Origin of the sequence: Flavobacterium undicola (genome assembly GCF_009909155.2) — a bacterium.
In the GTDB taxonomy this organism is placed as follows: Bacteria; Bacteroidota; Bacteroidia; order Flavobacteriales; family Flavobacteriaceae; genus Flavobacterium; species Flavobacterium undicola.
Genome location: NZ_JAAAPM020000034.1, coordinates 1 through 26,227, shown reverse-complemented (window position 1 = coordinate 26,227; position 26,227 = coordinate 1). Strand labels below are relative to the sequence as shown.

Below are 26,227 nucleotides of genomic sequence, written 5' to 3'. Positions count from 1 at the left end.
CTTATTATTTAATTTTTTGAAATAATCTAGTGGGTATAGCATATTGCAAATCTTTTAATTTTTTTCCATTTTCAATAGGTTGAAAAACGGCAAAAGATTCACCATTTTCATCTATGAATTCATCTGTTAACAGTATTCCTGTGGCATATTTATCAGTTACTACATTAGGGAAAACAATTTTTACTTTGTCACCTTTTTTCCAATATTTAGGTTTGTTATTTGCTTTAGAAATAATGCTTTCCATACTTCGAATCTCATATCCTGAAATTAATGAGTTTGTCTTTTTATCAAAAATAGGATCAATTACTGGAATTAAATTCTCTCTATAAAAATGTTGTAGGTAGGCATCTAATTCAAAATCAGATTCGAGGATTTTTATTTTACACCCCTTTAAATTTTGAACTATTTCACTCCAATTTTGATAATGTATATCAAACTCTAATGGATTGGTTATTAGTAAAACATGATTGCCTATTTTAACTAAATCATCTGTTTCCGGAAAACAGACCAAACCAATAGGTGTATAATCATTATTGATATCGGTTTGGTTTTCTTCTAACTGAATACTATATGTAGCTTTTTCAAAGTGAGAAGCATTAACGATAGTTTGCTCTGGTAGTTTTAGTTTATTTAATAATTTATATGAACCGTTCATTTTTGTTTCAACAATCATACAGATAGGATCTCCCTGTTCTTTGAATTTCTTAATTTGCTTATTAAATTTTTCAACTTCAACATTAATTTCTTCTTTGCTAAATCTATGGATGTTTTTACCGAGCATCATAAACGAATAACTACCGTCTTCATAATATTGTCTTATACAATATTTGCCAGTATTGATGTTATTTAAGGGATTCCAACTTATTACGGGTAATGGAATGATATTGTTTGGGAACTTTTTTTTAATTGCTCTAATCTGTCCTTGCCCTTTTAAAAGTAAGTCAGCCCATTTGCTGTAATCAAAATTTAGCAGATTGGATTTTTTTAAATCTTTATAACCAGATTCTCCTATTATCCTATCAGCAGGTCTTAGACAGTCTTTATGTACATTACCTACTTTGTCTTTTAGTTCTAATTCATCAATTTCAATAAAAAAACAATCATTAGTGCTAATTTTCTCGCCACAATGTAAGCATGACATTGGGTCTTTATTGAATTCTAATAACTCTTTTAAATATTCAGCTTGTGCTAATGCATAAGCAGTGTCTTCAACGTTCTCAATTTCTTTAACTGCATTTATTGCTACTATTGATTTAGCTTTAAAAGCTTCTTGATTATTGTCGAAATATCTTTTCAATCCAATCCAAGTAGCAAATCTTTGTACTAAAATAAAGTCATCTTCTTTTTTTACACCTTGAAATAGCACTTTGTTTTCTTTAAATTTTATTTTCTTTTTGCCGTCGTCCTCAAATCTAAAGTTCTCGATTATCATAAAATCATAATCTTTAATGAATGATTTTATTAATAATATCTCTTTTCCTGTGGATAGTTTATTCTCATTGTCATCCGTGTTCTTTATTTCTAATTTTAAACTAGGCGTATTTGGAATACCTCTTGTTGTATTTATATTTTGAATAATAAATTTTTCATTGAGTTTTAATACCATTTCCCCATCTTCATGTCCAATGTTATCAATGAATGCCCCTCTAGAAGTTTGTTTTGAGTTATTGTTGGTTAATGTAGTTACATACTTAATGATTTCATTTACTGAACAAAATGCATTAGTATTGTTTTCTAAAAAGCGAATCAAATATTTAGCGAATGGGCTATGCTGACCAGGCTGACCATCAGATACTCTTTCTTCGCTACCAGATGCTAACATCCATCTTGATTTATTGAATGTCAATTTTGTATATTCTTTCTCTTCGATTATACCTCTTGTTCTTGTTAAAAATGTTCCTGAAAAACAAGAGTCAGAAATTAACCAAATATGTTTTGCATCAATGTCTTCAATAAAATCTTTGATAACAGCATTTTCAATTAAGGTGCTTGGATTTCTTGTTCCGTCCATTGGAACCCAATACCCTCGATATGTTTGTAGATTCATTTGACCATGTCCTGTAAAGAGAATAATCAAGTTGTCAGAAGGATCAATAAACTGTTTTAAAGAAATAAAAGCTGAATATATATTATCTCTAGTAGCTTGATGGTTAGTTAATGAGCCATGATAAACTTCAAAAGAATATTTTTCAGTTAGAATTTGACTAACTTTTTTTGCATCAAGAACTGCGTTGGCTAGATTTGGCCAAACATCAGATTGGTATTTGTCAATTGCTATAGTAAAAAGTATATTTTTAGGTAAGGACATATCAAATTTTATGATTTAAGTTTATGCTGATTACTTACAATCTGTTCCATGGCAAGTTTTAAAACATTCCAACTTATTTTGGCGGTTTGCATATTTGGATTGAATTTCTTGCCTAATTGTTCGTGTGGATGGATATAGTTTCTGAAATCTCTAAGATTATGACTGAATTTTTTTACGTTCTCATCTAATATTTTTATTTCATACGCTACTTCAATCAAATCATTTAGTGACCAATAACGGAATTGCTTTATCTTACTTTCTTCGTCTTTTGGTGCTTTTTTCGATTGATTAAAAAGTTTAGGACTTTGCAATGCAACACCTAATAATATGCCTTCCAATATGCTTCCACAAATCACAATTATTGATAAAGGAGCATTTGCTGTAAAGCATGATTTAACTTCTTTTAATCTTAAATTCAAAACATCATTTAAATCATTGTCAAAACCTAATTCGTCGATTGAAATTTCTTCAAACTCTTTACTAATGAAGTCTTCTTCTGTTTTGATTGCATTATTGAGGTATTGCTGCTTTGAAAACTCTAGACATTCTGAAAAATGTTTCGTTTCGAGTATTTCGAATTTATTATTGGGGTTTGTTTCGAAATCCCAAGTTCCATCTGTGCATGCAATACCTCTAAATTTACTAAAGCTATTGTCATTATCAAAGAGATTGACTTCTGGACACATATTAGAGAAATGTCCGTATTTTGGACCTCGTAAAATAGATGGTTCTTCAGCTCTTAGTTTTATCCTTTTATTTTCATAGTCTGATGTAATTGCTCCTTCCTTTTGTAAGGTTTTAATAAAATCTCTATCATAATCGACTTCATCATATTTTGAGAAGAAATATAAAGTCCAAGAATGCCTATCGCAATATCCTAATATTGGGCATCTATTGGGTAAGTTTTGCTCAAGGCTTAGTTTAAAATATTCTTGTTTATTCATAGTTTAAAATGGTAAATCATCTTCTTCAATCTCTTGAGGAATAACTATTGCATCAAATGTTTTTGGATTTAATGATCCTATCTGTTTTAAATATTTAGAATTATAAATTGAGAAACTTCTTAAACCATGTTCAAACAAATCATAGAGTAAGTTAATTTTATATCTTGCTTCTAAACTTTTTTTAATTCTTTCGGAATGCACATTTCCTTTCCCCGATATCATCAGTGACGGTGCTAAATGGAGAGGAAATTCTCTTTGAAGTTCTTTGTCAAGAACCTCTTTTTTTAGTTCATTGTATAATCCTATAAAATTAAATAAAAGTTCCGGAAAGGGATTAAAGTTTTTAACCTCACAAAAAGTTTGGAGGTTGCTGTTTTCAACGTAACAGAATTTTTTTGTTGAGTTCTCAACAAGATAATGATCTTTATCAGAAATGATGGCATTCTTATTTATTACAGAAATATCAGGCGTAAGATAAATGTCGTCTTGGTGCCCTGATTGTACTGTTAGGTTGTGATGTATTTCGAAACAAATTTCCTTTATTTCTAATTCAAAAACGTTTTTCAATCGTATTTCAAAAAATGAAAAATTCTCGGGATAACCACTTGGAGAGAGCTTGTATTTGAATTTTTTAGCGATGAGGTTTTTTACTTCTAATGTAAAGCCTTGATTTTGATAATATCTAACAATATAATTGTAGCAACTCATTTCGAAGTAGTCGCTTATTCGTTTTCCTTGATTTGAAATAAAGGTTTTATTCCTTTTTAAGAAATCATTTATTTCGTTTTCAAAATCTTCAACTTTTTTAAAAGGATTTGCCATTACTCAGTAGTATCGTTCTCATCATTATTCTTAATGTCTTTATTCTCATTGTTATCTAATTGCCACTTCAAATCTTTTATTTTCTTTATCAAATCTTTGGTTTCGGTTGTAGCAAGCATGTCGTGTGTTAAGCTGTATTTTTCGATCAGTGAGTTGTAATTTATTACGATAGCAATTATTCTGTTTTTTTCACTATTGGTCAAATCATACGTACCTATTTTTATTGCAATAGCTGGGCTATTGTTGAATACCGTTCCTGCAAACTTGGTGGCAGCATCCATATTAGCAATAACTCTTTTATAGAATATTGATAATGATAGGATTAGTTCAATTGTTTTTTTATATTGTATGAGATGTTTATATGCATCTCTGTTTTCAAGAATATAATTGATTTCTCTTAACCTATTATAGTATTCATTATACATTGGGTTTGAGATTTCTCTTGGAAGACGGCTACAGAATTTTTCTATCATTTACCATTAATTAAATCATCAATAACTAACCATCCTGCAGTTTTATATTTCTCAATATCATCTTTTACATTTTCTTCTAAAGCTGCAAAACATAATAAATGGGTTGGTCTGGAAAATCCTACATACATCATTTTTAGCGCTTCTTTTGCTCTAGAATCTTTGCCTACACGGTAGGAATGATATTCATTAAATAATGGATTAGGTAATACTTGTTCGGCTTTGGTTGTAGTCGCCTTTTTGGAAACAACTTTTACTTTTTCAGTTTCATAATTAAAATAGGATGATTCGATATACATCGTTGCACAATGAGTTTGCCCTTTTACAGCATGAACAGATGATGTTTTTATTTTAATTTCATTATTTTCAATAACTTCATTTTCATCTTCTTCAACTGGTAGATATATAAAACTGCCATTTAAAAACCCTGTCGATTTATCTATTTTTCTAGGAACATTAATCTCATCGTTATGCCAATTGTAATTTATAAATTCATTTCCAACATATTCTTTGATTTGAGTATAAACTTCTTCGTATTCTTTTTTTGCTATTATTTTAAAGCACCAGTTGAACAGTTTAAGTTTAAAATCCTCATATTTTTCATTACCCAAGCTTTTGATGAAATCGATTAAATCTCTTTTTCTAAAATAAATATTAGATTCTACATTTTTATAAATTTTTTCTTCTCTCAAGATTCTTATTAATGCATTTAGAATAGATTTTCGAACTCCTTCCAACGTTTTTTTATCACTATCGAATAATTGCAAATGTTTCCTTAAACAATTAAAATCTTCTTTCTTTTGCTTTGATTCTCTTGAGTAGTTGGGAAAAATATCTTTAAGCCGGATTTTTTCATTGTCAGCATTTTGTTCTTCATTGATCCATTCTGTACTCCAGCTGATTATATGAAAGCCATGCTTTTTTCCACTCGAAGTTTCGTAAAGATTATAATCCTTAATAAGTTGTTCAAATTTACCTTGAAGTTTATCTTTTGAGCTTTTATTGAAAATAATTAGATGTGGTTGAATCGGGTTGTCTATTTTGGCTAGTCCTTTCACAACAAATCTCTTGTTCCCATCTTCATCCGGTTGCGGGTCTAAGGTATAGTAATTAACAAAGTTTGCTACTTCCTCTGTTAAACGATTGGAACCAGTTAAATAAATTTGATTTCGTGGAACCCAATCACAATTATCTTTAATGCTTTTGCCTGAATTGTAAATTGATTGGTTAATGTCTCCTATTCTTTGAATTATTGTTTTTGAATTATCTGAAATGAATATAGTGTCAATGAGATCAATTTGAAATTTCTCTAAATCCTGCATTTCATCTATAAAAACATACTTGAATCTTTCTTGGAGAATTGTTTTAATAATTGGTTTTTGGTTTAAAATCCAAGCGCCTAGATTAAACGAATCTTTGTAATTTAACAAACCAGATTTATAGAGCTCTTTCTTCCAGTTTTCCAGTTCATCATAGTAAGCTTGATTAGCTGTGTTGTTTTTTAATTTTGTTTGTCCATTATATGTTATTTTCCTTTCAACAATATTATATTCAAACTTTTTTAGGAAATCGTGAATGTTTTTTCGGCCATTTTCAAAATCGACTGTTTTTCCTGTATTCACTAAGCCAAATAATTTATTAATTAAGTTTTTCGGCTCTACTCCTTTTTTTGACCATGTAAGTGAATAATAGAATTTATTAACTTCATTCTCATACATTTCATCATCATTTTTTCTTATGTATGAACCATAGTTTTCAAAACATGCTTGATTGGCTAAAAAGCGGTTTGTAAAACTTTGTATGGTTCCAATAAAGTTGGGATATTCGAAAAGACGTGGACAATGTTTTTTAAGTTTTTTTTCGATTTCTTCTACAGCTTGGTTGGTATGTGCTAATACTAGAATACCAGAGCCATCTTCAAAAGGCATGTTTTGTGTAATACAATATAACTTGGCCATTAAAGCAGTTGTCTTACCGCTTCCGGGAACGGCTAATAAATCGGAAGTCTCAAGGTTCTTAATAAAAGGAATTCTTTCTATATCATCAAAACTATTTCCATCTATAAAAATATCTTGTGCTTGCTTAATATGTTCATCTTTAATTTGTACCATAACTACAAGCGTGTTTGATAGCGTCAATTAGATATTTTAAATATTCGTCATTCTCGTTTATACTTAAACCTGCTTTTTTATCTATTTTACTAGCTAACTCAGAAGCAATTTTTACTTTTTCGATTCCGCTAGTATAGTCTTCTTTTTTTAATTTTGAAATTAATTTATCTTGGAATTCAGCTTTAAATGATCCCGAAGTTTCTTTTTTGAATTCGTTAGTTCCAGAGTGAACAGAACATACTGCTTCTTTGAAAAGTTCGGATAGCGTTGATGATTTGAATAGACACCATTCTAGCGTCCATTCTTTGGCTAATTCTAAAGTAATATTTGTTTTTTCTAGTTCTTCTTTTAGTTTAATTAAATTCTCATTCTTTGTCTTTACTCTTTTATCTTCGTCATCGATAGTTTTGAAAATTCCTTTTTCATCAGGTTTGTTATCTAAATCAGTAACAATTGCTACCGGAACTTTCATTTCTTTGTTATCATTTCTCAAGAATATTTTTGCAAAGTGTAAATAAGCTGTAGAGGCAACATTCACGATTGAAACTTCTTTTGCAGTTAAATCATAACCCATTTTTCTTGCTAATGCAGGTATTAGAATTTCTTCAGACCAACCCTCAACTATAATTACTCCTCTAGCAAAAAACAGGTTTGATTTGGTAACATCTAAAAAACGCTCTAAATAAGTATAATTTTCTTTTTCAAGTTTAGTAGAAGTTTCAGCCAAAGGAAACACATTGTCATCTTTACATATTATTAAAGATTTTAAGTGAACTTTTGACGCAATATTTGGGCTATGTGTTGTTAAGATAAATTGAATTCCATTATTTGCCTCATCATTTAAAGCTTCAATAATTTTCATCTGTGCTTGTGGATGAAGATGCGCTTCAAGTTCTTCGATCATACATAATTTCAAACCATTCCATTCACGTTTAAGATGTAATAACTCTGCTGCCATAAAAAGGCGGTTCATTGTTCCTAGACCAGGATTACTTTTATCAACTATACCTAGACTAAGTTTTTCCAGTATGTTCTTAATCTCAGGCTTACCCAAAGAGAAAAGAGAAATTGTTTTGTCGTCGATGAATTTTTCTAAATATTCATCTATTCTTAGTTTAATTTGTTTATTGTATCTTTTATCCTCATTTGCTCCATTGAAATGATTTTCAATTTTATCATTTATACCTTTAAAATCAGTTTCGAACTCATGGACTTGACCTTTTTGTTTAATGAATAATTCGTGCTTTTGTAATATTTCAGAAAGCCTTGAGTTCTTCTTTGAAGCTAATTCACTATCAGCGTCTCGTAAAGCCTTTAGATATGTGCATTTTAAGTATTCTCTTGCTTCTGCGTTAAGTAAATGACCAACTCCATCCATACCAGCTTTAATATCTGATGGGATAATTCTATTCTCTCTAATTTCGGCTTGATAGATTAAAATAAGTTTAGGGCGTAATTCCTTGATTAATTTGTCATCTTTTTCTATTTCTTCTTCTGCCCACCCAGACCATTCAATAAAATGTTTCCCCTCATCATTAGAAATACCAGAAAAATGGATTTCAATTTTCAACTTATCAGTTCCTGTATAAAAATCAGTATCCTCAACCTTTATCCATTCATATGCATGAGTTTTGAGTACTAATTTTATCGCATCTAAAATTGTAGATTTACCAGAATCATTTTCTCCAATTAATACATTAAGTCCTTTATTTAAAGGAACTGTTAAATCTGGATTTCTGTTTAAATCCGAAGAACTTTTTCCATATTTTCTAAAATTCCAAAGTTTTAATTCTGATATATACATTTCCTTAAAATTTAATATTATACTTTGTAATTCAAATTTACCATTAAGTGATAAATATTTATATTCTTACCATGTGTGGTTACACCAATTTTAATCGCCGAATTTTTATAATCGAATTCATTTGTTACATCTTTTGTTTGATTTGTATCAATTTCAAAACCGATAGGATATTTTATTTTAGAAACAGTATCGTTTAAATAAATATTCCATTTTTGTTCAAATTTATCTTGAGCCCCTAAATCATATATTAGTGTTATAAAGTGGTTTCGATTATGGTGATAATTAAAAATTTTATACAAATGTGACTCAGTCCTTGTAAAATCTCTATGGATAAAAGCCTCACATACAGTTATAGTTTCACTATTGCTATCCTGAATTAAGATATCTCTTTCTCCTAAGCTATAACCACTTGCAGAGAATCCTCCACGAGATTGTTCTTTAACTATCCACTCAAAAATATTAAATCTTGACTCTAAAGCTAATTGAACTAAGTCATTGTATCTATCTTCACTGTCAATTTTATCAATAGCTTGGATTTTGTCTAAAACTTTATTTAAAGCTATCCCAAACTCTTTGGTGAGGAATTTTTCAATTTCAATTTGTCCGTTTAATTTTTCAGGAAATATTTGAATTAGGGTTTTTGGCTTTTTAGAAAAAATTTCAAGGTATGTTGATTTTAAGAGTCTAATATCACTTTTGTCATCTACTGTTGATTGTAATTTACTTATAAACTCAGGATTGCTACCATCTGATGCTTTATGATATTCTTTTGCTTTTTGTAATAGATAAATAGCTTCTTGTTGTTTTTCTTGGATTATAAACATTTCAATTTTCATTGAAATAATATCTTCCATCATTTGGTATGGAATAGGTAACTCCAAATATAATTTTTCGAATTCTGTAAAATCTCTTAAATTATAAAAGACAGTCAATTTATTTATCCATACTTTGTCTTTTATTTCGTCAATAGCTCCTTTTGGAAGATTTTCTTCCGCATCTTTCCATTCTTGTAATGCCTCATTGAGTAACTTGTTTTTCGTTAATTCATTATCTGATTTGGTAGCCCAGTTAATTTTTGCTGCAAATCGGTTAATAGAAATTGAAGGGCTCTCTTTAAATTGATTGTAAAGTGTATCAAATATTTGATAAGCTGCTTCCGGATTACTTTCAAAATTTATTAATCCAATAAAAAACTGTTTATGATGATATGCCTTGAAGTCCCTTGCTCCAAAAGTATTTTGTTTAGGTCCATTAAGCTCATTAATTTTATTAATGTCTTTTTCATTATAAGCTAACATTAAATTTATGGCAAATGAAACTTGTTTGTCCTTTTCATCTTTTCGTCTAGGAATTATATTATTCTCCCAATACTCTAATGCATCTTTTGTTTGTTCAACCAAATCTTTATACTGCGATAATTTAGTTAATGTTAATTCAATTTCAGGAAGCCAACTTTGAGAGTCAAAAAATTCAATAATTTTAGCTCGTTTAATTTTTTCGATTATTTCTTTTTTAAGTCCTTCCGAGGTAATCCAATCTAAAATTATTAGTAGGCGTAATAAATCGCTTGAACTTATTAAAACATTTATAATTTCATTTTTATCGTCAAACCAGTTAATAGCTTGTGCTATCTGAGGTAATAATTCTTCTTCTTTTGAATTACCAAACAATTGAAGTTCAAAAGAAGAACTTAAAATATCAATTTTAGATGGTTTCCCTACAACAGCATATTGCTTTAACAAAGTCATTATTTGTTTTTCAATTTCAATTTTTATATGCTTGAGGTGATTCTGTATTAAAAAATAGTCTTCATTATGAGATGTAATTTTGTTGAGAACTTTTAGTAATACAAATAAATGAGTACGAATTTTTTTAGCAATAAATCTGTTTTCTTCGTTATATTCAGTCTTCGCCTTTTTTAAAGAAAATTTTGGGGTTAAAAAATTGTGTAACTGATTTGTTTGTTTCATTAGTACCATCGGATAAATCCATTCTATTAGTGCTAATCTTTCGTTTCTTTCACTCCAATTTGGTAGTCCTACAATAAGTTCGTTTGTATAAAAATCTTTCTTAGTAATTATTCTTTGTTCTATTTTTTTTAAATAAGCGTCCTTGAATATAGTAGATAATTCTTCCCTGATTTCTTCTATATTGGAAAATTGATTTTCATATTTACTATAATAAATACATTTTGAAAGCCAACTTAAGCCATCTAGTTTTGCAATTGAAAATTGAATAGTGCCATTTAAATACTTTTCACTTTCTTTATAGTCTTTGAATAGATTAACAAGATTAAGAAATATTACTGGAAGTAAATATTCTCTATTTATTGTATTCACATTATATCCATTAATAGGACAATTTTCAATTATAGTGATTAGTAAACTTTCACTTTTTTTATGATTTTCTCTAATCTTATATTCTTCATCAAGAGTTCTAACGTTTGATAATGATTGAAATTTATCTTTGTTAATTTCTTTATACAATTGAAAGGTAAGAAGTGCGATCTCATTATTTGAATAGTCTGATTTTGAAAGTAGTGTGTCTAAAATGAGTTTTATACTTTTTTCATAAAGTTTAAGTTTAATCTCTTTGTTTATATTATCAATTGAGCTTTCAATTTTAATCCTTGTTATTAGATTAAATGCTAAGGAGGAAAATTCAGGTTCAACAAGTAAATAAGGAATTATAGTTGGTTTATCTTGAAGTAAAAAATGGCATGTTTTCCATAATAAATAAGGTTTTTCTAATCCATTCTTAAGTAGTTGTTTGATTAATGGAAAATGTTCTGTCTTAATTCTATCTCCATCAACAACATTTGAAAATTCTTGATCACAACAAATTATTGTTTTGATTAGAAAAGCTAAATGATTCCTGACTCCCTGAACATAAAATAAATTTCCTTGATATTTATCAGAAAGTGAGTGCATATTCTCATAAAACTCATAATAACTACTTGAAGTTTTTAGATTATCTCCACTCAAATCCACACCAGATTGAAAAGCATACCTAGAACTGATATTATCATCTAAATAGCATTTAAAAAACTCATTTTTTACTCCTGTAATGTCAATATCTTCAAGAACTAAGTCAAAAGCGGCCCTGACAAATAATTCTTTTGAAGATATAGTAGTATGTTTATAAAACTCTGTCCAACTGTTTTCCCAATATAGAATTTTATTTAAATATATTTTTACCCTTTCTTTATCATTGGGAATTGTTTGATTATTAATTATGCTTTCCCAAACTAAACCTGCAATTTTATCACTTAGAGCATCCCAGTAAGAAATTTTAGCATTATAAAAGTTGATATAATACTCTGAGCCAATTTCGTGAATTACTTGTTGTTGTTTTAATTCTTCAATTGTTGGTGAATTGGTAAAGTATGATTTGTGTGTAGTATGTATAAAGTTAAAATCTTCTTTTAATATAGCTAACCCTCTAACTTCCTGTTTGTTTTTTTTATTTTTTAAAGAGTATAAAAAATGAATATCATTCCAATTATCAAGTAAAGTAAAATAATAATCAATATTACCAATCTTTACATTTTCATCTTCTTCTTTTTTAGATGTTATCCAATGCTTTGTCAGCCAGGTTTCATCCAATGAAAGTTGGTTATTTTTTTTATATTCTTTTAAATATTCCGAATAATCTTTTTTACTAATTTCTTGTTTAGAGTTATTATTTTTGTACAATTCTCGAAGGAAAATTAGTTCTTGTTGATAGTTTTGTTTTTGTTCAAAATCATAAGTGATTTTTCTTATTGCATCGGGTATTTTAATTAAGCCAACAACTTCACGAATCCAATATTTATCTATTAAACTATTTATATCAATTGTAGTATCATTTTTTGAATTGTAATCACTAGTAAAACTCTCCAATTTATTTTTAGACCAATAATAATCCGATACTTTAGCTGTAATTATGATTTTTGAAAAAAATATTGAAGCATTCCAATTTATATCAGCTTCAAATGCTTTTTCATTTTTATGATTCTTCCATTTAAACTTGAATGGTTTAATTATATTTTGGATTTCTTTGATGTTTTCTTGAATCATAATTACTCATTGTTAATATCTAAATATGAAATGCTTTGTTCATCAACTCCTGTTCACTTCTTGAAATCCCTATTTCTTTAGCAATAGTTTTCCAGTTACTTGTTACTTTCAGCACTTCTTGTATAATGACTTCCATTTGATTATTATTTAAACGGAAATATTCGCCAACGCTTTTTGCTAATTCAAAATCAAGAGCATTGTTATCGGTGTCTATGTTTAAGGCTAAACCGTCTTTGTCAATAGATGGATTCAGGTCGTATGCCGGTGAGAGTATCCAACCTTCTTTTGTTAGTATAAAACCGTGATTTCTTAAATGGTCGTCTGTATTGGAAATAGCAATATTGAAGATTATTCTGCGCCATAGCTGGTGTAAATTTGCTTCTACATTTGTGCCGTAATTGCTAATAAATTCAGCGATGTCCAAGTAACTTGCGTGATTGTCACGAATTGTATCTTCATTATTAGCCGTCATTGTCATTGCTGAAGCAAAATGTATTCTTTCTCCGTTTTCCCGGTCAAAACGTTTTGTGAAAAAAGTATGGTAGTTACCCATTATTTTTTCTATTCGGCATGGTGCCATTTCTATTTCGGCATTTATTGCCAGCTGATAGGCCAGAAATTCCCACGCAGCTTTATCTGTTGTATCTGTTTTAGATGGGAATTTGGCAATCCAAAGACTTTTATCTGAATCTAAGACATTGGCTTTTGGTCTTGCTCCGCCTAATGAAGAACCTGGTGCAATGAGTACTGACAGATATCTGTTGACATCTTCATTCTCAGTATCATTCTCAAAAATAGATGCTGCATTTTGTAATTCACGAATGGATGCCCATGGCGGAGTAGAGGCAGTTTTATTATTGTCTAAAAAGTCTCCATTAGGGTCGATTTTGAAACGTAATGCTCCCATACGGCTTTCATCGTATACTCCTAAAAGAAAATCAATATCGTAGAGTGTTTTAGGTTTTTCATTATTTTCTCTTGCTAACTGTGCTTCTCTACGTTTCATTAGTGTTCGCCCCCAAGTGTCGGGCATACTGTCTAAGAATATTCCAAAATTTTCTTTTTGATTTGGGTATTGTGGACCACCATATAATTGAATATCTGGGTCGAGTATGAATTTTTGCTCTGATTTAAGCCACTCCTTATCGTATTCAAAGCTGAATGCTTTTTTGCCTTTGGCTTGTTGTGCCGATAGAATGCCAATGATTTTTGGTTCGGACATTTCTTTCCAGTGTGCGTAAACGTATATGTCGATTTTGTTGGTGGACATTATGAATAGTTATCTTTTTTAATTATTAGAGTTTGTTATGTTGACACTATTATTTTAACAGTTCAAGATCCTGGAGTTTTCTTCCCAGTTCATCATCTGAAGCGAGTTTAAGAAAATCATCCTGAAGCCCTAATACTCTTAGTACATTAAAATAAGCACCAATAGCAACACTAGGATTACCTTTTTCTATTTGATATAAAGTAGTCCTAACAATATCTGCTCTTTCTGCTACCTGAACAGCAGTTAGCTTTCTTCTTTTTCTGGCTAGCTTTATGTTTTCCCCCATCTGTTCTAATGTGATCTGGTGCTTAGGAAAAACGGTTTGTTTTTTTCTGTTCATCTTGCTTAATGTTCATTATTATGAACAAAAATAGTGTTTATGTTCATAATAACAAACATTTTTATGTATTTTTATTTTTCAGAAGCTAAGGTTATATCATCTTTTAGGACTATTTATAGCAATTATTTTTAATGAATATAACTTTGGCAAAAAATCTTTGTTTTTGCCAAAGTTATATTTAATTTATTTTCGTTTGTCTATTGAATTTCTATCATAGGCAATTAAATTGCATAGTTCTCTCAGTCTACTTCTAACACGATTACCATATACATTCTCAATTTCACTTGCAGATAAATTTGTAGTTATATGTGTTTGGATTTTTTTACTTCTAAAAATATCATACCGGCTTAATAGAATTTCTGCCATTACATTGCACTCATTTCCGTAATATTTCAGGTTATTTTCAGTTCCTAAATCGTCGAAGCAAATTGTTTTGGGTTCTGATTCATATAGTTTGCCTTTGCTGTATTTATGGATGATTTGGTAGCCGTCCTGGATAAATTCAAAGCTGATATCCCGGCACGGTTTTACGAAAAATTTGTATTCGGTAGAGGTTAGGTGTTTCATTAAATTCATTAGTGATGTTTTGCCACAGCCTACGGGACCAGAAAGTAAAATTCCTTTGTTGAGGCTGATGTTATATTGAAAACAAGTTGCTTCATCTTTGACGAAATAGGCAATGAGTTTGTAAATTATAGGATAATCATTTTCTAGGATTATGAAATGATTTCCGTATAATTCAACTCCTTTTTTTTCGAGCCAAAGGATTATTTCCGGGTAATTGTAATGTGGTATTTCTGTTTTCATAAATTTTAAAATTTAACCGCAAAGAATCCAAAGGTTGAGTGAAAGGTTTACAAAGTGAGATTAGCTAACGTTCTGTTCGCTTCGCTCGGGTGCTTCGTACCTCGCAATGACAGCTACAATGGTTCTGAATAGTCTTTGTCTGTTCCTGTGTTGAGGTGTTTGGCTCGATTTATCGGTGTTGTATCGGTGTTGTGTTTGAAATTTATGCTATTTAACATCCAGTTTTTTGCTGATGCTTGCCAATCGACCATCGGAGTTTTACCACCAACTAACCAACCGTTGCTGGAGAAGTAATTGAAGAATTTATTGGCTTCGAGTTCGGGAAAATTTTGTTCGAGGAAATATGCCTTGATTTCCTCGTTTGTTGGAGTTGAAAAATTCTTCTTTTTTTCGCGCAACTTTTTTTCTTTTTTTGCATTATCATTTTTTAAAAATTCATCTTCAATTTGAAAATTTTTTGATTGCTCGTCCAAGTTTAAATCGTTTGAAATGTTTGTTTTGTTTATATAGTTTATAGAAGGTACCAGCGCTTGTTCAGTACTTGTTTCATCACTAGTTTGTTGCTTGTTCACAAGCTGTCCTGCATTTGATAAAATTTTTTCGGTGTTGCTTACTCTTTTTTGAACTGGTTTCAGGTCTTCTGAAAAATTAAAAAGTATGACCATACTGCCCTTGAATGGGTTGAATGATGGCTCGTATTTGATATATCCTTTATCGTTTAGTTCGCGCATACATTTATGATAAGTTGCTTTGGAACAAATTTTACTGATACGCATTACTTCATCACGAGTTATGCTTATTGGGTTTTGAAAACGGTTTACATTCCAGAATTGAAAAAGCGCGATATAAAGGCTAATGTGTGTTGGATTGAGGCTTCGATCCTGAACAATTCTGTCGAAAAAACCTGTCAGGTGTTTTATGTAATTCATCGTACCAACCATTTTGGATTGAATAAAGTAACTGTTGCGTCCACTTTATTTTCTTCTAATACTTTCATTAAATCACTGTATGCGTAATAAATGATTCCGCCAATTTTGGTGTAGGATAATGTTCCGTTGATGCGCAGATTTTGTAAAGTACCTGGAGAGATGTTTAGCAGTTTTCTGACTTCGGTAGATTTGAGCCATTGTTTTTGCTGTTGTGGTTTTGAATTAAACATTTCGCTTAAATCTGCTAAAAGCAGTGTTCGGAATTCGTTTAAATCTTCGCGAGTAATAACTTCGATTGCCATAGTGTTGTGGTTTTAAATATTCTGGACAAAGAGAAATATTAAACTAATGCCAAAACAGTTACGGGGGTTGCGCAACCCCCAACAAAGTATAGCAAAATCAACCATTCAGCAGAAAAAAGTTTTTATTAATACTAATGTCAGCCTCTTATTTATTCAATTTTGACTAAATTTGCCTAATGAATAGAAAATAGAGTTTCAATCTCTATAAAATATATTGCGAAAGTTATTTAGGGCATCAGAAAACGACCAAACTTCTTATAATCAGCCTACGAATAAACTGTTCGCCTACGTTATGCGTGGGCTCGGTTTATCGTGGCTGTAGGTGCTTGGTCGTACCTCTGATGCTGGTGATCGATGTCCCACGCTGTTGTTTGTGCCAATGTCAAAATGGATTTTTTTCGTATATCTTAAAAGGATTTAGTTATGAAAGAAGAAACAACAATTAGTCCCGAATTACAACGATTTATGGATTTACACAAAATCCCAACTATTTCAGCATTGTTAGTGATTAACGATGAAACTTTACTTGGAATGGATGGTTTTGGATGGCGAATGCTGAAAGAAGTTTTAAGATTTCGTCAATCCGAGTAATTCAATTATTTTTTCACGGATAACATTTTTTGTCGTCGCTTCAACATTGTAGTATTTTGATTTTATGCTATCTGTTGAGATTTTATCTGTATTTACTGTTTTGAAATTTTCTGAAATAAAACGAAATATATCTGCTTGATTTTTATGTTTTATTATTCCTGTTTCGATAAGTAATGCGAAAAAGTAACTCAACTGCGCTACTGATAATCCTGTGAGAAATTTGATTTTATCTTCGCTGTTAGAAATATTAGTAAATTGATTGGCATCCAATTTCATTTTTTTGGATAAATATTCAATTTCTTCCTCAATCCAACCGATGATTTGCTCTTTTATTGAAGGCAAATTTTCATTGTATTTGATGAAAGTCCGGGTTTGTTTTTGATTGTAATTTTTGAGTAATCTATAAAGGATGTCAATTTTTTGAATGTTGTTTTCCTGTTTGGATAATTCAATCAAAATATCATTAGTTAAATTATCAAAAAACTGTGTAGAATTGAAGTTTAAATCGAAAAGACATTCTTTGATTGTTTCTTCAGAAATACTTTCGAAATGGATTTGTTTGTAAAGTGCCAGGATAAATTCTGAACAATAATTGAATTCATAATAGGTCAACTTTTCCTGTATGTTTATTGTTGCAATTTTTAATAACGGCTCATAGGCCAATTTCAATAACTGATCGTTAATGTTGCTTTCCAATAATCGTGATTTGACTTTTTTGAGTTTGTTGGTAATTTCAAATTCTTTGACCAAAGTGGAACGATAGGGGATTTGAATATTTACGTTGAGGTAATTACGATATTCTTTTTCAATGAAACGAAGTAATTTTTCAAGATAGATGTAGGTGATTTTCAGGCAATCAATTTTATCATAGTTATTAGAGAATTGATATAGGTCTGATGAATTTACGGGATTGATTTCTTTGATTAATCGATGGGCTAAATTTTCAAGTGCATACTGTTTTCTATGAATGTATTGTTCGATGCGTTCTTTTGATTTGAATTTGAATACCCGTTCTTTATTGATTTTCTTAATTTTTGAGTTTTCATTTTTAAGTGAATGGTAACAATATAGAAAGAAACGTTTTTCTTGTGATAAATCATCGATTTCACATTCCTGCAAAATGTATAAAGTATTTTCGTTTTTGTTGCAACTACGCAAATTGATTTGGGTTCCGGGAATATTTAATTCATCAAGGATTTTAGGGATAAATGGTTCAAATTCTTCAGCTATATTGGCTTCTTTGAAATTTAGTTTTCTAACTTTTGGATGCAGATTGTGGATTGGTTTTTTGACAACGTATTTTGTCTTACCGCTTTGCTTTATAAAATCTATCTGGTGTATAAGGAAGCTTTCAGAAGTGAAATTTTCTAAGAAAGGTGTTAAATCATTACTGAAAATGATTTTTGGATTTTTGATTTCTTTTAGGATCTTATCATAGTTTTCCAGAATATATTTTTGTTTCATATATTATATGGCTAGAGGCAGGGTACTAGATTGCCGGTGCAAAATCAAAAATGGCGTTCGCCAATATCAAAAAATGAGAAATTAGCCTGTTCTGTTTGGGTCAATGAATTTTTGAGGATATCTTCACCATCAAAGGCTTTTCGAATTGTGCCAGGTGTAAAATTGTCTATTTCAATTTCTTTATAGTTGCCTACAATTACTTTTGTCTGAGAACTTTTGGGAATACCTTGCTATGTGCAATTTCCTTGTCTTATTTTAGTATGCGTAAGTTTTTATTTCTAAAAAAAAATAATTTAAAATGAAGTTATCTTTTCTCCAATCTGCATCCAAATTATATGTTCAATAGCTTCCGGGTGTTGTTCTCTTACTATTTTTTCAGGATAATAAACGGGTTCATCACTTAGGTCAAAAGTTCCGTAATGCATAGGCATCCAATATTTTGCTTTCAAGTCTTTGAACGCTTTAATTGCATCTGTTGGTCCTGTATGTGCCGGATGCATAAACCATTGAGGCTCGTAAGCTCCAATTCCTATCAATGCCAAATCTATGTTGTAGTCATTGCCAATATCGGAGAAATGAGCGCCATAACCACTGTCTCCAGCAAAGTAAATATTCTTTTGGGATACTTTATCTTGTATCATAAACGAGCCCCAGAGGTTTAAGTTTGTGTCGCTTATCCATCGTCTTGACCAATGCTGGTTGGGTAAATAGTCAATAGCAAGGTTTTCAGACGTTTTATATTGCTGATACCAGCCTGCTTCCTGAATTTCATTTTTTATGCCCCATCCTTTTAAAATTTTTCCAATTTCTAAACCGGTTAAAATAATTGCTCCGGGATTATACCTGCATATTTGAATAACACTGTTTTTATCAATATGGTCACGATGATTATGTGAAAGTAAAAGATAATCGACATTAACTAACTCTTTTATCTGAAAAGGCACTTCTGTATATCTTTTCATAAAACGGTTGGGAGCAATAACAGGGTCAATTAATATACGGATATTGTTTAAATCAATAATAAAGCAAGCGTGTCCAATAGGAATAATTCCATTTGTACTTTTATCTGTAATATTGTTTATAGGTTTCCAACTCAAAGGCGATACTTGTTCTTTTTTGAGTTTTGTAAGTGGTCTGGGATTTGACATCCAACGCCATAAATCACTAAATTTCTTAATATCATCACCATACAAGTTAGTGTACAAACCTTTACTATTTAACTCGTTGCCTTTCCAATCAGGCTTTACAAATTTCAATTTACTATTAAATGATTTCAGTGTCATATACTAATTTAATGATTATACTATTTCCTAATCTTTTGATTGATTTAAACAATTCCGTAATTGATTTTTCTTGAAGAACATCTTTTCAAATGTAGTCCAAAAGGTTGATAGAATTATTAATGTTTAATTTAGGATTCTGACTCTGTTTAGTAAATTCTTGTTTTGCTTTTTACGCTTTGCCTTTTTTGTTTTTTATCTCCCCATATTTTCCGTTGTAAAAATCCTCATAAGCTAAGACTATTTCTTTTTTACTGTTCATTACAAACGGACCTTCAGCTATTACAGGTTCTGTATATTCTTCTCCACCAAATAATAGAACATCAACTGTTGTTTGTGCCGTGTTTTTTATCTCAATTTCCCCCGCTTTTCTGCTAAATTCCACAAACTCTCCAGCTTCAAATTCAGCATCGTTTAGGATTACATTTTGAGTAGTTAAAAAAGCGGCAGCCTCTATTTTATCATTCAAACTGATAGAAAATTGTTTTCCTGCTTCCAAATGGATATGTAACAAAAACTGTTCGGAATAATTAGGGATTTTTGAGCTTAATTCTTCATAATTACCTACAATCACTTTTATCCATCCACTTTCATTAGGTAATGCTTTTTGAGGTACTTCGCTGGCTTGAATTGCTAAATGGGCTGGTTTTTCTGCTTTATTTTTTGCAGGCAGATTAATCCAAAATTGAAATCCCTGAATAATTTTACTATTTGTTTCGGGATCGTAATTTAAATTTCCATCATGAACTATTCCTGTACCTGCTTTCATCCATTGTACACCACCCGAATGTATTTTGGCGTAATTTCCGGCACTATCAAAATGTTCTTCTTCACCTTGAAGTATATAAGTTAATGTGGCAATTCCTCGATGTGGATGTGCGCCCATACCATTTTTATTTATTATTTCTTTGACGGCAGGAGCAATATAATCGAGAAACACAAAAGGACCCACTTTGCTGGCGTATCTATTTGGTAACATTCGATTGATGCTTAAAGGTCCAAGGTTTGTTCTATTACCTTTAGTTGAGAAACTTGTTTGCTTTTTCATTTTTAAATTGATTATTTTTATTACTAAATCAGTAACACTTATATCCGACCTCCACCATTTGCAATTATTTGCTGCCCATTTATCCATGCTCCATCGGAGCCAGCAAGAAATGCAACTACATTGGCAATATCTTCTGGTTCTCCCATTCTTCCTAGATTCATATTTTGCGTAATTCTTTCCATTTCTTCTTTCGAAACCTCTTTTTGCATTAGCGGTGTCCTTGTTGGTCCAGGAAAAACACTGTTCACTGATATTTGGCGATGACCAAGTTCTTGTGCCAATATTTCTGTAATCACTTTACCAGCGGCTTTGCTAGGCGCATAAATTCCAAGACCTGCTGCCGGATAAAGTGAACTGGTAGAAGATATTTGAATAATGCGCCCACCGTTCTTAACTTGTTTAGCTGCTTGTTGCAACACAAAATAGGTTCCCTTGTAATTTACAGCATTAATTCGGTCAAAATCCGCTTCGGTAACGTCAATTATTGGGATGCCCATAACAGCAATTCCCGCATTAGCTACTACAATATCGATACCGCCAAATTCACTACTTACATCATCAAACAATTGAACAATTTCTGAAACTACACTCACGTTTGCTTCAAATGCTACTGCGGTTCCGCCTGCTTGTTTGATTTCATTAATTACTTCATCTGCTTGTTTTGAATCTCCCACATAGTTAACCGCTACCGCAATTCCGTCTTTTGCCAAACGGATTGCAATAGCACGACCAATACCCGTTGCAGCACCTGTTACCAGTGCTACTTTTTTTATTAACGTTGTCATAATTTCATATGGTTATAAAGTTTTGCATATAATATCAGCTATTCGTTCTGCTACTGCAATTACCGTTACATTAGTAGCCACCGAAATAGTATCTGGAAAAATAGATGCATCAACTACTCGAAGTGATTCAACGTGATGTACTCTTCCTTCTAAATCAACCACTGCTTCTTTAGAATTTATAGCTCCCATTGGAGCACTTGTGGTAGGATGAGCATAGCTTGCTACATTTTTTTTGATAGCTTCTTCCAATTCATGATCTGTTACAACTGATGTACCGGGTGCAATTTCTGAATGAATAAATGCAGATAATGGTGCAGTTGCTGCAATACGTCTTGCAATTTTAGCTCCTTCAATCATTCGTTTAGTATCTTCTTTATCATCCAAAAAATTCAAATCTACTTTTGGAAGTATGTTGGGGTCTTTGGTATCAATCCACACTTTTCCTTTTGAAATAGGGGTGGTTATAGCAACTCCCAAAACAAATCCACTTTTCGTAGGGCTATATTCATCCGGTAAAAGATGAGTAGCTGTGATGTGAAGGTCTAATTCTGCTTCATTGTCTTTGAATGTTGAAGTCCACAACTTTGTAGCTATTGGTGGCGACTTACTTTCTACCATTTCTTTATGCAGTGCAAAAGCAGCATAATGAAAAGGATGGTCTTTTAAATTTTTCCCTACAGGTAAATCGGCTATAATCGGGATAGACAATTGCTCTAAATCATTCTTTGCTCCAATTCCTGACCGAAGCAATATAGCAGCACTTCCATATGTACCACCAGAAAGAATAATTTCATTAGCGAAAAATTCATCTCCATTTGCCAAAACAATTCCTATTGCTTTTTTTTCTTTGAACAATACACGGTCAACAATAGATTGTGAAAGTATAGTAAGGTTTTTACGTTCACGAACAGTATTGGTGAGATATGCTATTCCAGTATTTACCCGAACACCATTTACCACATTCATTCGGTAAGGTCCAACACCATTGGCATCTGCACCATCAAAATCTTGGATAGCATTGTAGCCTATATTGACTGTTGCATCAACAAATGCTCTCTGAACAGATGTTAAATCAGTCCGAAGTAATTGGCGTACTGGCAAAGGACCGTCAAACCCATGTAGCTCTTTATCTCCTGAATCACTTGTTTCCAATTTTTTAAAATAGGGAAGCATTTCTTCGTAAGACCATCCGGGAAGGTTCCAGTTTTTAAAATCTTGGGGTCTTGCACGTAATGCAACTGCACCATTGATAGCAGAACTTCCTCCCAAGACTTTTCCTCGTGGCAAATCCATTTTATTTCCATAAATAGTAGGTTCTGATTGAAATCCCCAGTTATGCTCCACATCACCTCCGGGGTTATCTGCACTGGAAATTGCATTCGGATAATCCCAAGCAGAATATGCTTTTCCCCCTTCAATAAGTAAAATATTTTGATTGCTTTTTTCGCTAAGGCGTGATGCCATAACCGCACCCGCTGAACCGCCTCCGACTACTATAAAGTCATAAGCTTGATTTGATTTTTGTAAATTATTCATGGGATATACTTTAACTAGATTTTTAAAAAACTAAGAGTATGTTTATTTGTGTAACGAAGTATAATCTGTGTAACCTTTTTCACCTCCACCATAGAATGTCATCTGATCAGCTTCGGTGAGTTCGGCGTTGATTTCAAATCGTTTTGGCAAGTCAGGATTGGAAATAAATAATTTGCCATAGGAAACCATCTTTGCAATTCCTCTTTCGAGTTCTTTCTCGCCACTTTCCTTGTCATAACCTGCGTTAGCTATGATGGGATGGTTCGTCAAAATTCCAAGAACACCCATTACATCTTTCGGATATTGCGTTAAGTTTTCAGGAAGATATAGCGCATTCATCAAATGGATATACGCCAACGGAAGCAGATTCAATTGTTTTATCAAATAGGAATAAACAGCAACTGGTTCGCTTTCCAAAATACTATTATATGGGATGCTTGGCGATAATTTGATACCTACTTTATCTTTCCCAATAGCAGTTGTCATTTCCTGCATCACTTCAAGAATAAAGCGACTACGATTTTCAATACTGCCTCCATATTCGTCGGTGCGTAGGTTGGAACTTTCTGCTAAAAACTGATTTGGCAGGTAGCCAGTGGCGGCGTGTAGTTCAACACCGTCAAAGCCGGCAGCCATTGAGTTTATAGCGGCTTGTTTATAGTCTTGTATCACTTGCTTTATTTCTTCAGTACTGAGTTCTCTTGGAGTTTCATAGTCTTTTGCGCCTTGTGAAGAAAAATGTTGCTGTCCGGTGATTGGTATAGCTGACGGAGCAACCGGAAGTTCTCCGTTTCTGTCAGCAGAATGTCCTACGCGTCCAGTGTGCCAAAGTTGAGCAAAAATTTTCCCTCCGTTTCGGTGAACTGCATCGGTTACTTGTTTCCAGCCTGCAATTTGCTTAGGATTAAAAATTCCTGGTGTAAATGGGCTTCCAAGTGCTTGCTCTGATATATTTATACCTTCAGTAATAATTAATCCTGCGCTAGCTCTTTGAGTATAGTACAAAACAGTCAGGTCATTAGTTTCCTCACCACGGGCTCTTGTCATAGGCGACATTACTATACTGTTCTTAAAATTCAGATTTCCTATATTGTAGGGTTGTAATAATTTCATGCTAATAGGTTTAATATTTATTATTATTTATCAAGTAAAATTGCGATTTAACAGCATCAGAAAACGATGAGATATGATAATAAAAACCGTTGATAAATGTCAACGGTTTTTATTTGATAGCATTATTCTGCAGCGAAAGTATATGGTAACATTAGCATCATCAGATCTATAATTAGAGCTGAAAAAAGCGACAAATAATAGTTTACTTATTTGTCGCTTTGGTCAGAAACATTTATCAGAGATTGAATTCACCGAAATTTTCAAATGCGGTTGCTTTTTCTATGATTGGATATCCGCATTTTTAAGTATTAATTTCCAATGTAGTAACCCCCAAAATACTTTATTGGCGACCACGATGGAATTGGCTCAGATAATTTGGGAGCTAAGTTGCTGTACTTTCCTGTACCAAATACCACTCTGCCATCCACAATAGTCAACACAGAAGAAATAGTTTTTATTTCGTCATCCGGTATAGAAAAGTAATCTTTGTTTAGCAATACAAAATCTGCCAGATGTCCCGGAACAATTTTACCCATCTCATTTTCCTGTTGTTCAAACCATGTTGGTCCAACGGTGATTAGTTTTAGAGCTTCAGCCCGTGTCAAACGGTTGTCTTTCGTCAATATTTCAGATCCCGACACAGATTTTCCTGTTGTCATCCAGCTAATGCCTATCCAGGGATTGTATGAGGAAGCCCTGAATGCATCCGTTGTCATAGCCAGAGGTACACCGCTGTCTACCAACTGTCTCAATCTCGGCGTTTGCAACGCTTTTTCACGTCCATAAGTTTTGATAAACCCATCACCATGCATCGCCATTTTCATATCAAGTGCGATACCTCCACCAAGTTTTTTTACTCTGGCAATATTCTCTGGAGTGATAGTTTCAGCATGTTCAATACCCCAGCGTAACCCGTCGAAGGGTATCTTTCGATTTATATTTTCCAAAGCATCCAGAAAAGGGGTAATATTTTCGTTGTAACTAATATGCATGCGAAAGGGGATTCTTTTCTTTACTAGCTTGGAAATGTCCTGTTCAATATAATGTCGCATTGTATCCTTATCTATGATGACGGCTGGCATGTCAAAATTTTCGTGGTCATGTAATTCCAACCTGATCGATTCACCTGCACCTTCATACTCATGACCATGCGCCATTGTTGGATGCATATTTTCTCCCGGACTTATGGGAGCCTTTTTTGTGATAGCGTTAATTTCTGCATCTACCAGACTGGGGCTGCTGGTATCACCAAATTGTGCATCAATGAAAGGAAACCTTATGTTCAGACGATTTTCCTTCGCCAATAGCGCTATCTGAGTATGACCCTGGGGATAGGGATTCAAACCTACTGCATCGACAATCGAAGTGATTCCAAAACGGTTCAAGTCATTAATGGCATGAGTTAATGAACTTACTTGCTCTTCAAAAGTAGGTTGAGGAACCATAAATTCCAATGCAATAAAGAGCAAAGTGTAGCCTTGTACAACTCCTGTATAATTTCCTTTTTTGTCTTTTTCGAATACTGTACCCGGAAATGCTGGAAAGCGGTCGGTTCCAACTCCGAAAGCTTTCATGGCCAGTTCATTTAAAAATGCGCGATTATAGGCATACTGCACAATCACCGGTCTGTTTGGTACCGCTTTTTTTATCTCCTCAATTGTTGGTAGGCGGTTTTCCTTAAATTGGTATGGCGACCAGCCACCAATCACTTTTACCCATTGACCTTCGGGGGTTCGTTTTGCCTGCTCGCTCAGCATCTCCAATGCCCGTTGTAATGTTGGTACACCTTCCCATCTTACAGTATAGTTGTAACCCTTTTCATTTAGTACATGTATATGTGCATCATTTAAACCAGGTATCAAGCGCCTTTGGTCTGCATCAATCAATTTAGTGTTGTTGTCTTTCAGATTGAGTATCTCAGCATCAGTGCCTACAGCATAGATTCGACCTCTTTTTACAGCCAGTGCAGAAGCTTCCGGTTGTGAGAGACTTCCAGTGGTAATTTTTGCATTAAATACAATCAGGTCAGCACCGATAAAATCGCCTTTAGACTGCGCATTCAACATATTTGCAAACAAAATTGCAATGAGTAATACTATTAGTTTTTTCATAATAAAATTTTATTGAGTTATACACTTAATATCTGTTTTATGTTTTTTTGATAAATCGGTTTTGCATTCACCATTCTTTCTATGGATTTATGAAAAATACTTGTTTTAAATTGAGAACGGTTTATCCTAAAACA

20 protein-coding genes and 1 pseudogene are annotated in these 26,227 nt (G+C 32.2%); 1 reads left to right on the top strand and 20 read right to left on the bottom strand.

Features of this window, described 5'->3' with window-relative positions; all coding sequences use genetic code 11:
• Positions 1 to 4 precede the first annotated feature (4 nt).
• From GTZ96_RS15750 to GTZ96_RS15695, 12 genes are all read right to left on the bottom strand, one after another.
• Positions 5 to 2,308 carry a caspase family protein gene (locus tag GTZ96_RS15750; RefSeq protein WP_161644867.1) on the bottom strand — a complete coding sequence of 768 codons (2,304 nt, stop codon included), beginning with the start codon at positions 2,306 to 2,308 and terminating at the stop codon, positions 5 to 7.
• A gap of 8 nt (positions 2,309 to 2,316) precedes the next feature.
• Positions 2,317 to 3,252: a hypothetical protein gene (locus GTZ96_RS15745; protein WP_161644866.1), complete on the bottom strand. Its 936-nt coding sequence runs from the start codon at positions 3,250 to 3,252 to the stop codon at positions 2,317 to 2,319.
• A 3-nt stretch (positions 3,253 to 3,255) separates the two neighbouring features.
• Entirely contained in the window at positions 3,256 to 4,074 is an 819-nt protein-coding gene (locus GTZ96_RS15740) for a hypothetical protein (protein WP_161644865.1), read from the bottom strand.
• Positions 4,074 to 4,547, bottom strand: coding sequence for a hypothetical protein (locus GTZ96_RS15735; RefSeq protein ID WP_161644864.1), 474 nt, complete (start codon positions 4,545 to 4,547; stop codon positions 4,074 to 4,076). Before GTZ96_RS15735 ends, GTZ96_RS15740 begins: the two co-directional genes overlap by 1 nt.
• A complete protein-coding gene (locus GTZ96_RS15730; protein WP_181033216.1) occupies positions 4,544 to 6,655 on the bottom strand; it encodes a UvrD-helicase domain-containing protein in 2,112 nt (703 codons plus the stop codon). The genes GTZ96_RS15735 and GTZ96_RS15730 overlap by 4 nt, the downstream gene beginning before the upstream one ends.
• Entirely contained in the window at positions 6,642 to 8,459 is a 1,818-nt protein-coding gene (locus GTZ96_RS15725; RefSeq protein ID WP_161644862.1) for an ATP-dependent nuclease, read from the bottom strand. The genes GTZ96_RS15730 and GTZ96_RS15725 overlap by 14 nt, the downstream gene beginning before the upstream one ends.
• A gap of 17 nt (positions 8,460 to 8,476) precedes the next feature.
• Positions 8,477 to 12,517 carry a hypothetical protein gene (locus GTZ96_RS15720; protein ID WP_161644861.1) on the bottom strand — a complete coding sequence of 1,347 codons (4,041 nt, stop codon included), beginning with the start codon at positions 12,515 to 12,517 and terminating at the stop codon, positions 8,477 to 8,479.
• Positions 12,518 to 12,536: 19 nt separating this feature from the next.
• The gene (locus GTZ96_RS15715; RefSeq protein ID WP_161644860.1) at positions 12,537 to 13,787 is read right to left on the bottom strand and encodes a type II toxin-antitoxin system HipA family toxin; all 1,251 of its coding nucleotides are present in this window, start codon (positions 13,785 to 13,787) and stop codon (positions 12,537 to 12,539) included.
• 49 nt (positions 13,788 to 13,836) lie between these two features.
• Positions 13,837 to 14,127, bottom strand: a complete 291-nt coding sequence (locus GTZ96_RS15710) for a helix-turn-helix domain-containing protein (protein WP_111410504.1) — start codon at positions 14,125 to 14,127, stop codon at positions 13,837 to 13,839.
• 183 nt (positions 14,128 to 14,310) lie between these two features.
• Positions 14,311 to 14,934: an AAA family ATPase gene (locus GTZ96_RS15705; RefSeq protein ID WP_161644859.1), complete on the bottom strand. Its 624-nt coding sequence runs from the start codon at positions 14,932 to 14,934 to the stop codon at positions 14,311 to 14,313.
• Between the two features lie 113 nt (positions 14,935 to 15,047).
• Positions 15,048 to 15,863, bottom strand: coding sequence for a transcriptional regulator (locus tag GTZ96_RS15700; RefSeq protein WP_161644858.1), 816 nt, complete (start codon positions 15,861 to 15,863; stop codon positions 15,048 to 15,050).
• On the bottom strand, positions 15,860 to 16,165 hold the full coding sequence (locus tag GTZ96_RS15695) for a helix-turn-helix domain-containing protein (protein ID WP_161644857.1): 306 nt from the start codon (positions 16,163 to 16,165) through the stop codon (positions 15,860 to 15,862). Before GTZ96_RS15695 ends, GTZ96_RS15700 begins: the two co-directional genes overlap by 4 nt.
• 423 nt (positions 16,166 to 16,588) lie before the next feature.
• Between GTZ96_RS15695 and GTZ96_RS15690 the strand changes: the two genes are divergently transcribed.
• Positions 16,589 to 16,756 carry a hypothetical protein gene (locus tag GTZ96_RS15690; RefSeq protein WP_161644856.1) on the top strand — a complete coding sequence of 56 codons (168 nt, stop codon included), beginning with the start codon at positions 16,589 to 16,591 and terminating at the stop codon, positions 16,754 to 16,756.
• Here the strand turns inward: GTZ96_RS15690 and GTZ96_RS15685 are convergent.
• The 8 genes and pseudogenes from GTZ96_RS15685 to GTZ96_RS15650 form a co-directional block, all read right to left on the bottom strand.
• A complete protein-coding gene (locus tag GTZ96_RS15685) occupies positions 16,733 to 18,220 on the bottom strand; it encodes a hypothetical protein (protein ID WP_161644855.1) in 1,488 nt (495 codons plus the stop codon). The two genes, GTZ96_RS15690 and GTZ96_RS15685, sit on opposite strands and share 24 nt — an antisense overlap.
• Before the next feature lie 293 nt (positions 18,221 to 18,513).
• Positions 18,514 to 19,503: an MBL fold metallo-hydrolase gene (locus GTZ96_RS15680; protein ID WP_161644854.1), complete on the bottom strand. Its 990-nt coding sequence runs from the start codon at positions 19,501 to 19,503 to the stop codon at positions 18,514 to 18,516.
• Between the two features lie 169 nt (positions 19,504 to 19,672).
• Positions 19,673 to 20,548 carry a pirin family protein gene (locus GTZ96_RS15675; RefSeq protein WP_161644853.1) on the bottom strand — a complete coding sequence of 292 codons (876 nt, stop codon included), beginning with the start codon at positions 20,546 to 20,548 and terminating at the stop codon, positions 19,673 to 19,675.
• Positions 20,549 to 20,586: 38 nt separating this feature from the next.
• On the bottom strand, positions 20,587 to 21,333 hold the full coding sequence (locus tag GTZ96_RS15670; RefSeq protein ID WP_161644852.1) for an SDR family oxidoreductase: 747 nt from the start codon (positions 21,331 to 21,333) through the stop codon (positions 20,587 to 20,589).
• Positions 21,334 to 21,345: 12 nt separating this feature from the next.
• A complete protein-coding gene (locus tag GTZ96_RS15665; RefSeq protein WP_161644851.1) occupies positions 21,346 to 22,869 on the bottom strand; it encodes a GMC family oxidoreductase in 1,524 nt (507 codons plus the stop codon).
• A 42-nt stretch (positions 22,870 to 22,911) separates the two neighbouring features.
• The gene (locus GTZ96_RS15660; protein WP_161644850.1) at positions 22,912 to 23,982 is read right to left on the bottom strand and encodes an alkene reductase; all 1,071 of its coding nucleotides are present in this window, start codon (positions 23,980 to 23,982) and stop codon (positions 22,912 to 22,914) included.
• A 308-nt stretch (positions 23,983 to 24,290) separates the two neighbouring features.
• Positions 24,291 to 26,093 (bottom strand): amidohydrolase, encoded by a 1,803-nt coding sequence (locus GTZ96_RS15655; RefSeq protein ID WP_161644849.1) that lies wholly within the window; start codon positions 26,091 to 26,093, stop codon positions 24,291 to 24,293.
• Positions 26,094 to 26,110: 17 nt separating this feature from the next.
• Positions 26,111 to 26,227, bottom strand: a pseudogene (locus GTZ96_RS15650) (IS1595 family transposase); the annotation flags it as partial.

Coding starts and splice junctions, on each gene's coding strand:
- GTZ96_RS15710 (WP_111410504.1), bottom strand. CDS start 14,127: ATGAACAGAAAAAAACAAACCGTTTTTCCTAAGCACCAGATCACATTA.
- GTZ96_RS15735 (WP_161644864.1), bottom strand. CDS start 4,547: ATGATAGAAAAATTCTGTAGCCGTCTTCCAAGAGAAATCTCAAACCCA.
- GTZ96_RS15655 (WP_161644849.1), bottom strand. CDS start 26,093: ATGAAAAAACTAATAGTATTACTCATTGCAATTTTGTTTGCAAATATG.
- GTZ96_RS15670 (WP_161644852.1), bottom strand. CDS start 21,333: ATGACAACGTTAATAAAAAAAGTAGCACTGGTAACAGGTGCTGCAACG.
- GTZ96_RS15700 (WP_161644858.1), bottom strand. CDS start 15,863: ATGAATTACATAAAACACCTGACAGGTTTTTTCGACAGAATTGTTCAG.
- GTZ96_RS15690 (WP_161644856.1), top strand. CDS start 16,589: ATGAAAGAAGAAACAACAATTAGTCCCGAATTACAACGATTTATGGAT.
- GTZ96_RS15730 (WP_181033216.1), bottom strand. CDS start 6,655: ATGGTACAAATTAAAGATGAACATATTAAGCAAGCACAAGATATTTTT.
- GTZ96_RS15715 (WP_161644860.1), bottom strand. CDS start 13,787: ATGTCCACCAACAAAATCGACATATACGTTTACGCACACTGGAAAGAA.
- GTZ96_RS15725 (WP_161644862.1), bottom strand. CDS start 8,459: ATGTATATATCAGAATTAAAACTTTGGAATTTTAGAAAATATGGAAAA.
- GTZ96_RS15665 (WP_161644851.1), bottom strand. CDS start 22,869: ATGAATAATTTACAAAAATCAAATCAAGCTTATGACTTTATAGTAGTC.
- GTZ96_RS15680 (WP_161644854.1), bottom strand. CDS start 19,503: ATGACACTGAAATCATTTAATAGTAAATTGAAATTTGTAAAGCCTGAT.
- GTZ96_RS15685 (WP_161644855.1), bottom strand. CDS start 18,220: ATGAAACAAAAATATATTCTGGAAAACTATGATAAGATCCTAAAAGAA.
- GTZ96_RS15750 (WP_161644867.1), bottom strand. CDS start 2,308: ATGTCCTTACCTAAAAATATACTTTTTACTATAGCAATTGACAAATAC.
- GTZ96_RS15740 (WP_161644865.1), bottom strand. CDS start 4,074: ATGGCAAATCCTTTTAAAAAAGTTGAAGATTTTGAAAACGAAATAAAT.
- GTZ96_RS15705 (WP_161644859.1), bottom strand. CDS start 14,934: ATGAAAACAGAAATACCACATTACAATTACCCGGAAATAATCCTTTGG.
- GTZ96_RS15720 (WP_161644861.1), bottom strand. CDS start 12,517: ATGATTCAAGAAAACATCAAAGAAATCCAAAATATAATTAAACCATTC.
- GTZ96_RS15695 (WP_161644857.1), bottom strand. CDS start 16,165: ATGGCAATCGAAGTTATTACTCGCGAAGATTTAAACGAATTCCGAACA.
- GTZ96_RS15660 (WP_161644850.1), bottom strand. CDS start 23,982: ATGAAATTATTACAACCCTACAATATAGGAAATCTGAATTTTAAGAAC.
- GTZ96_RS15745 (WP_161644866.1), bottom strand. CDS start 3,252: ATGAATAAACAAGAATATTTTAAACTAAGCCTTGAGCAAAACTTACCC.
- GTZ96_RS15675 (WP_161644853.1), bottom strand. CDS start 20,548: ATGAAAAAGCAAACAAGTTTCTCAACTAAAGGTAATAGAACAAACCTT.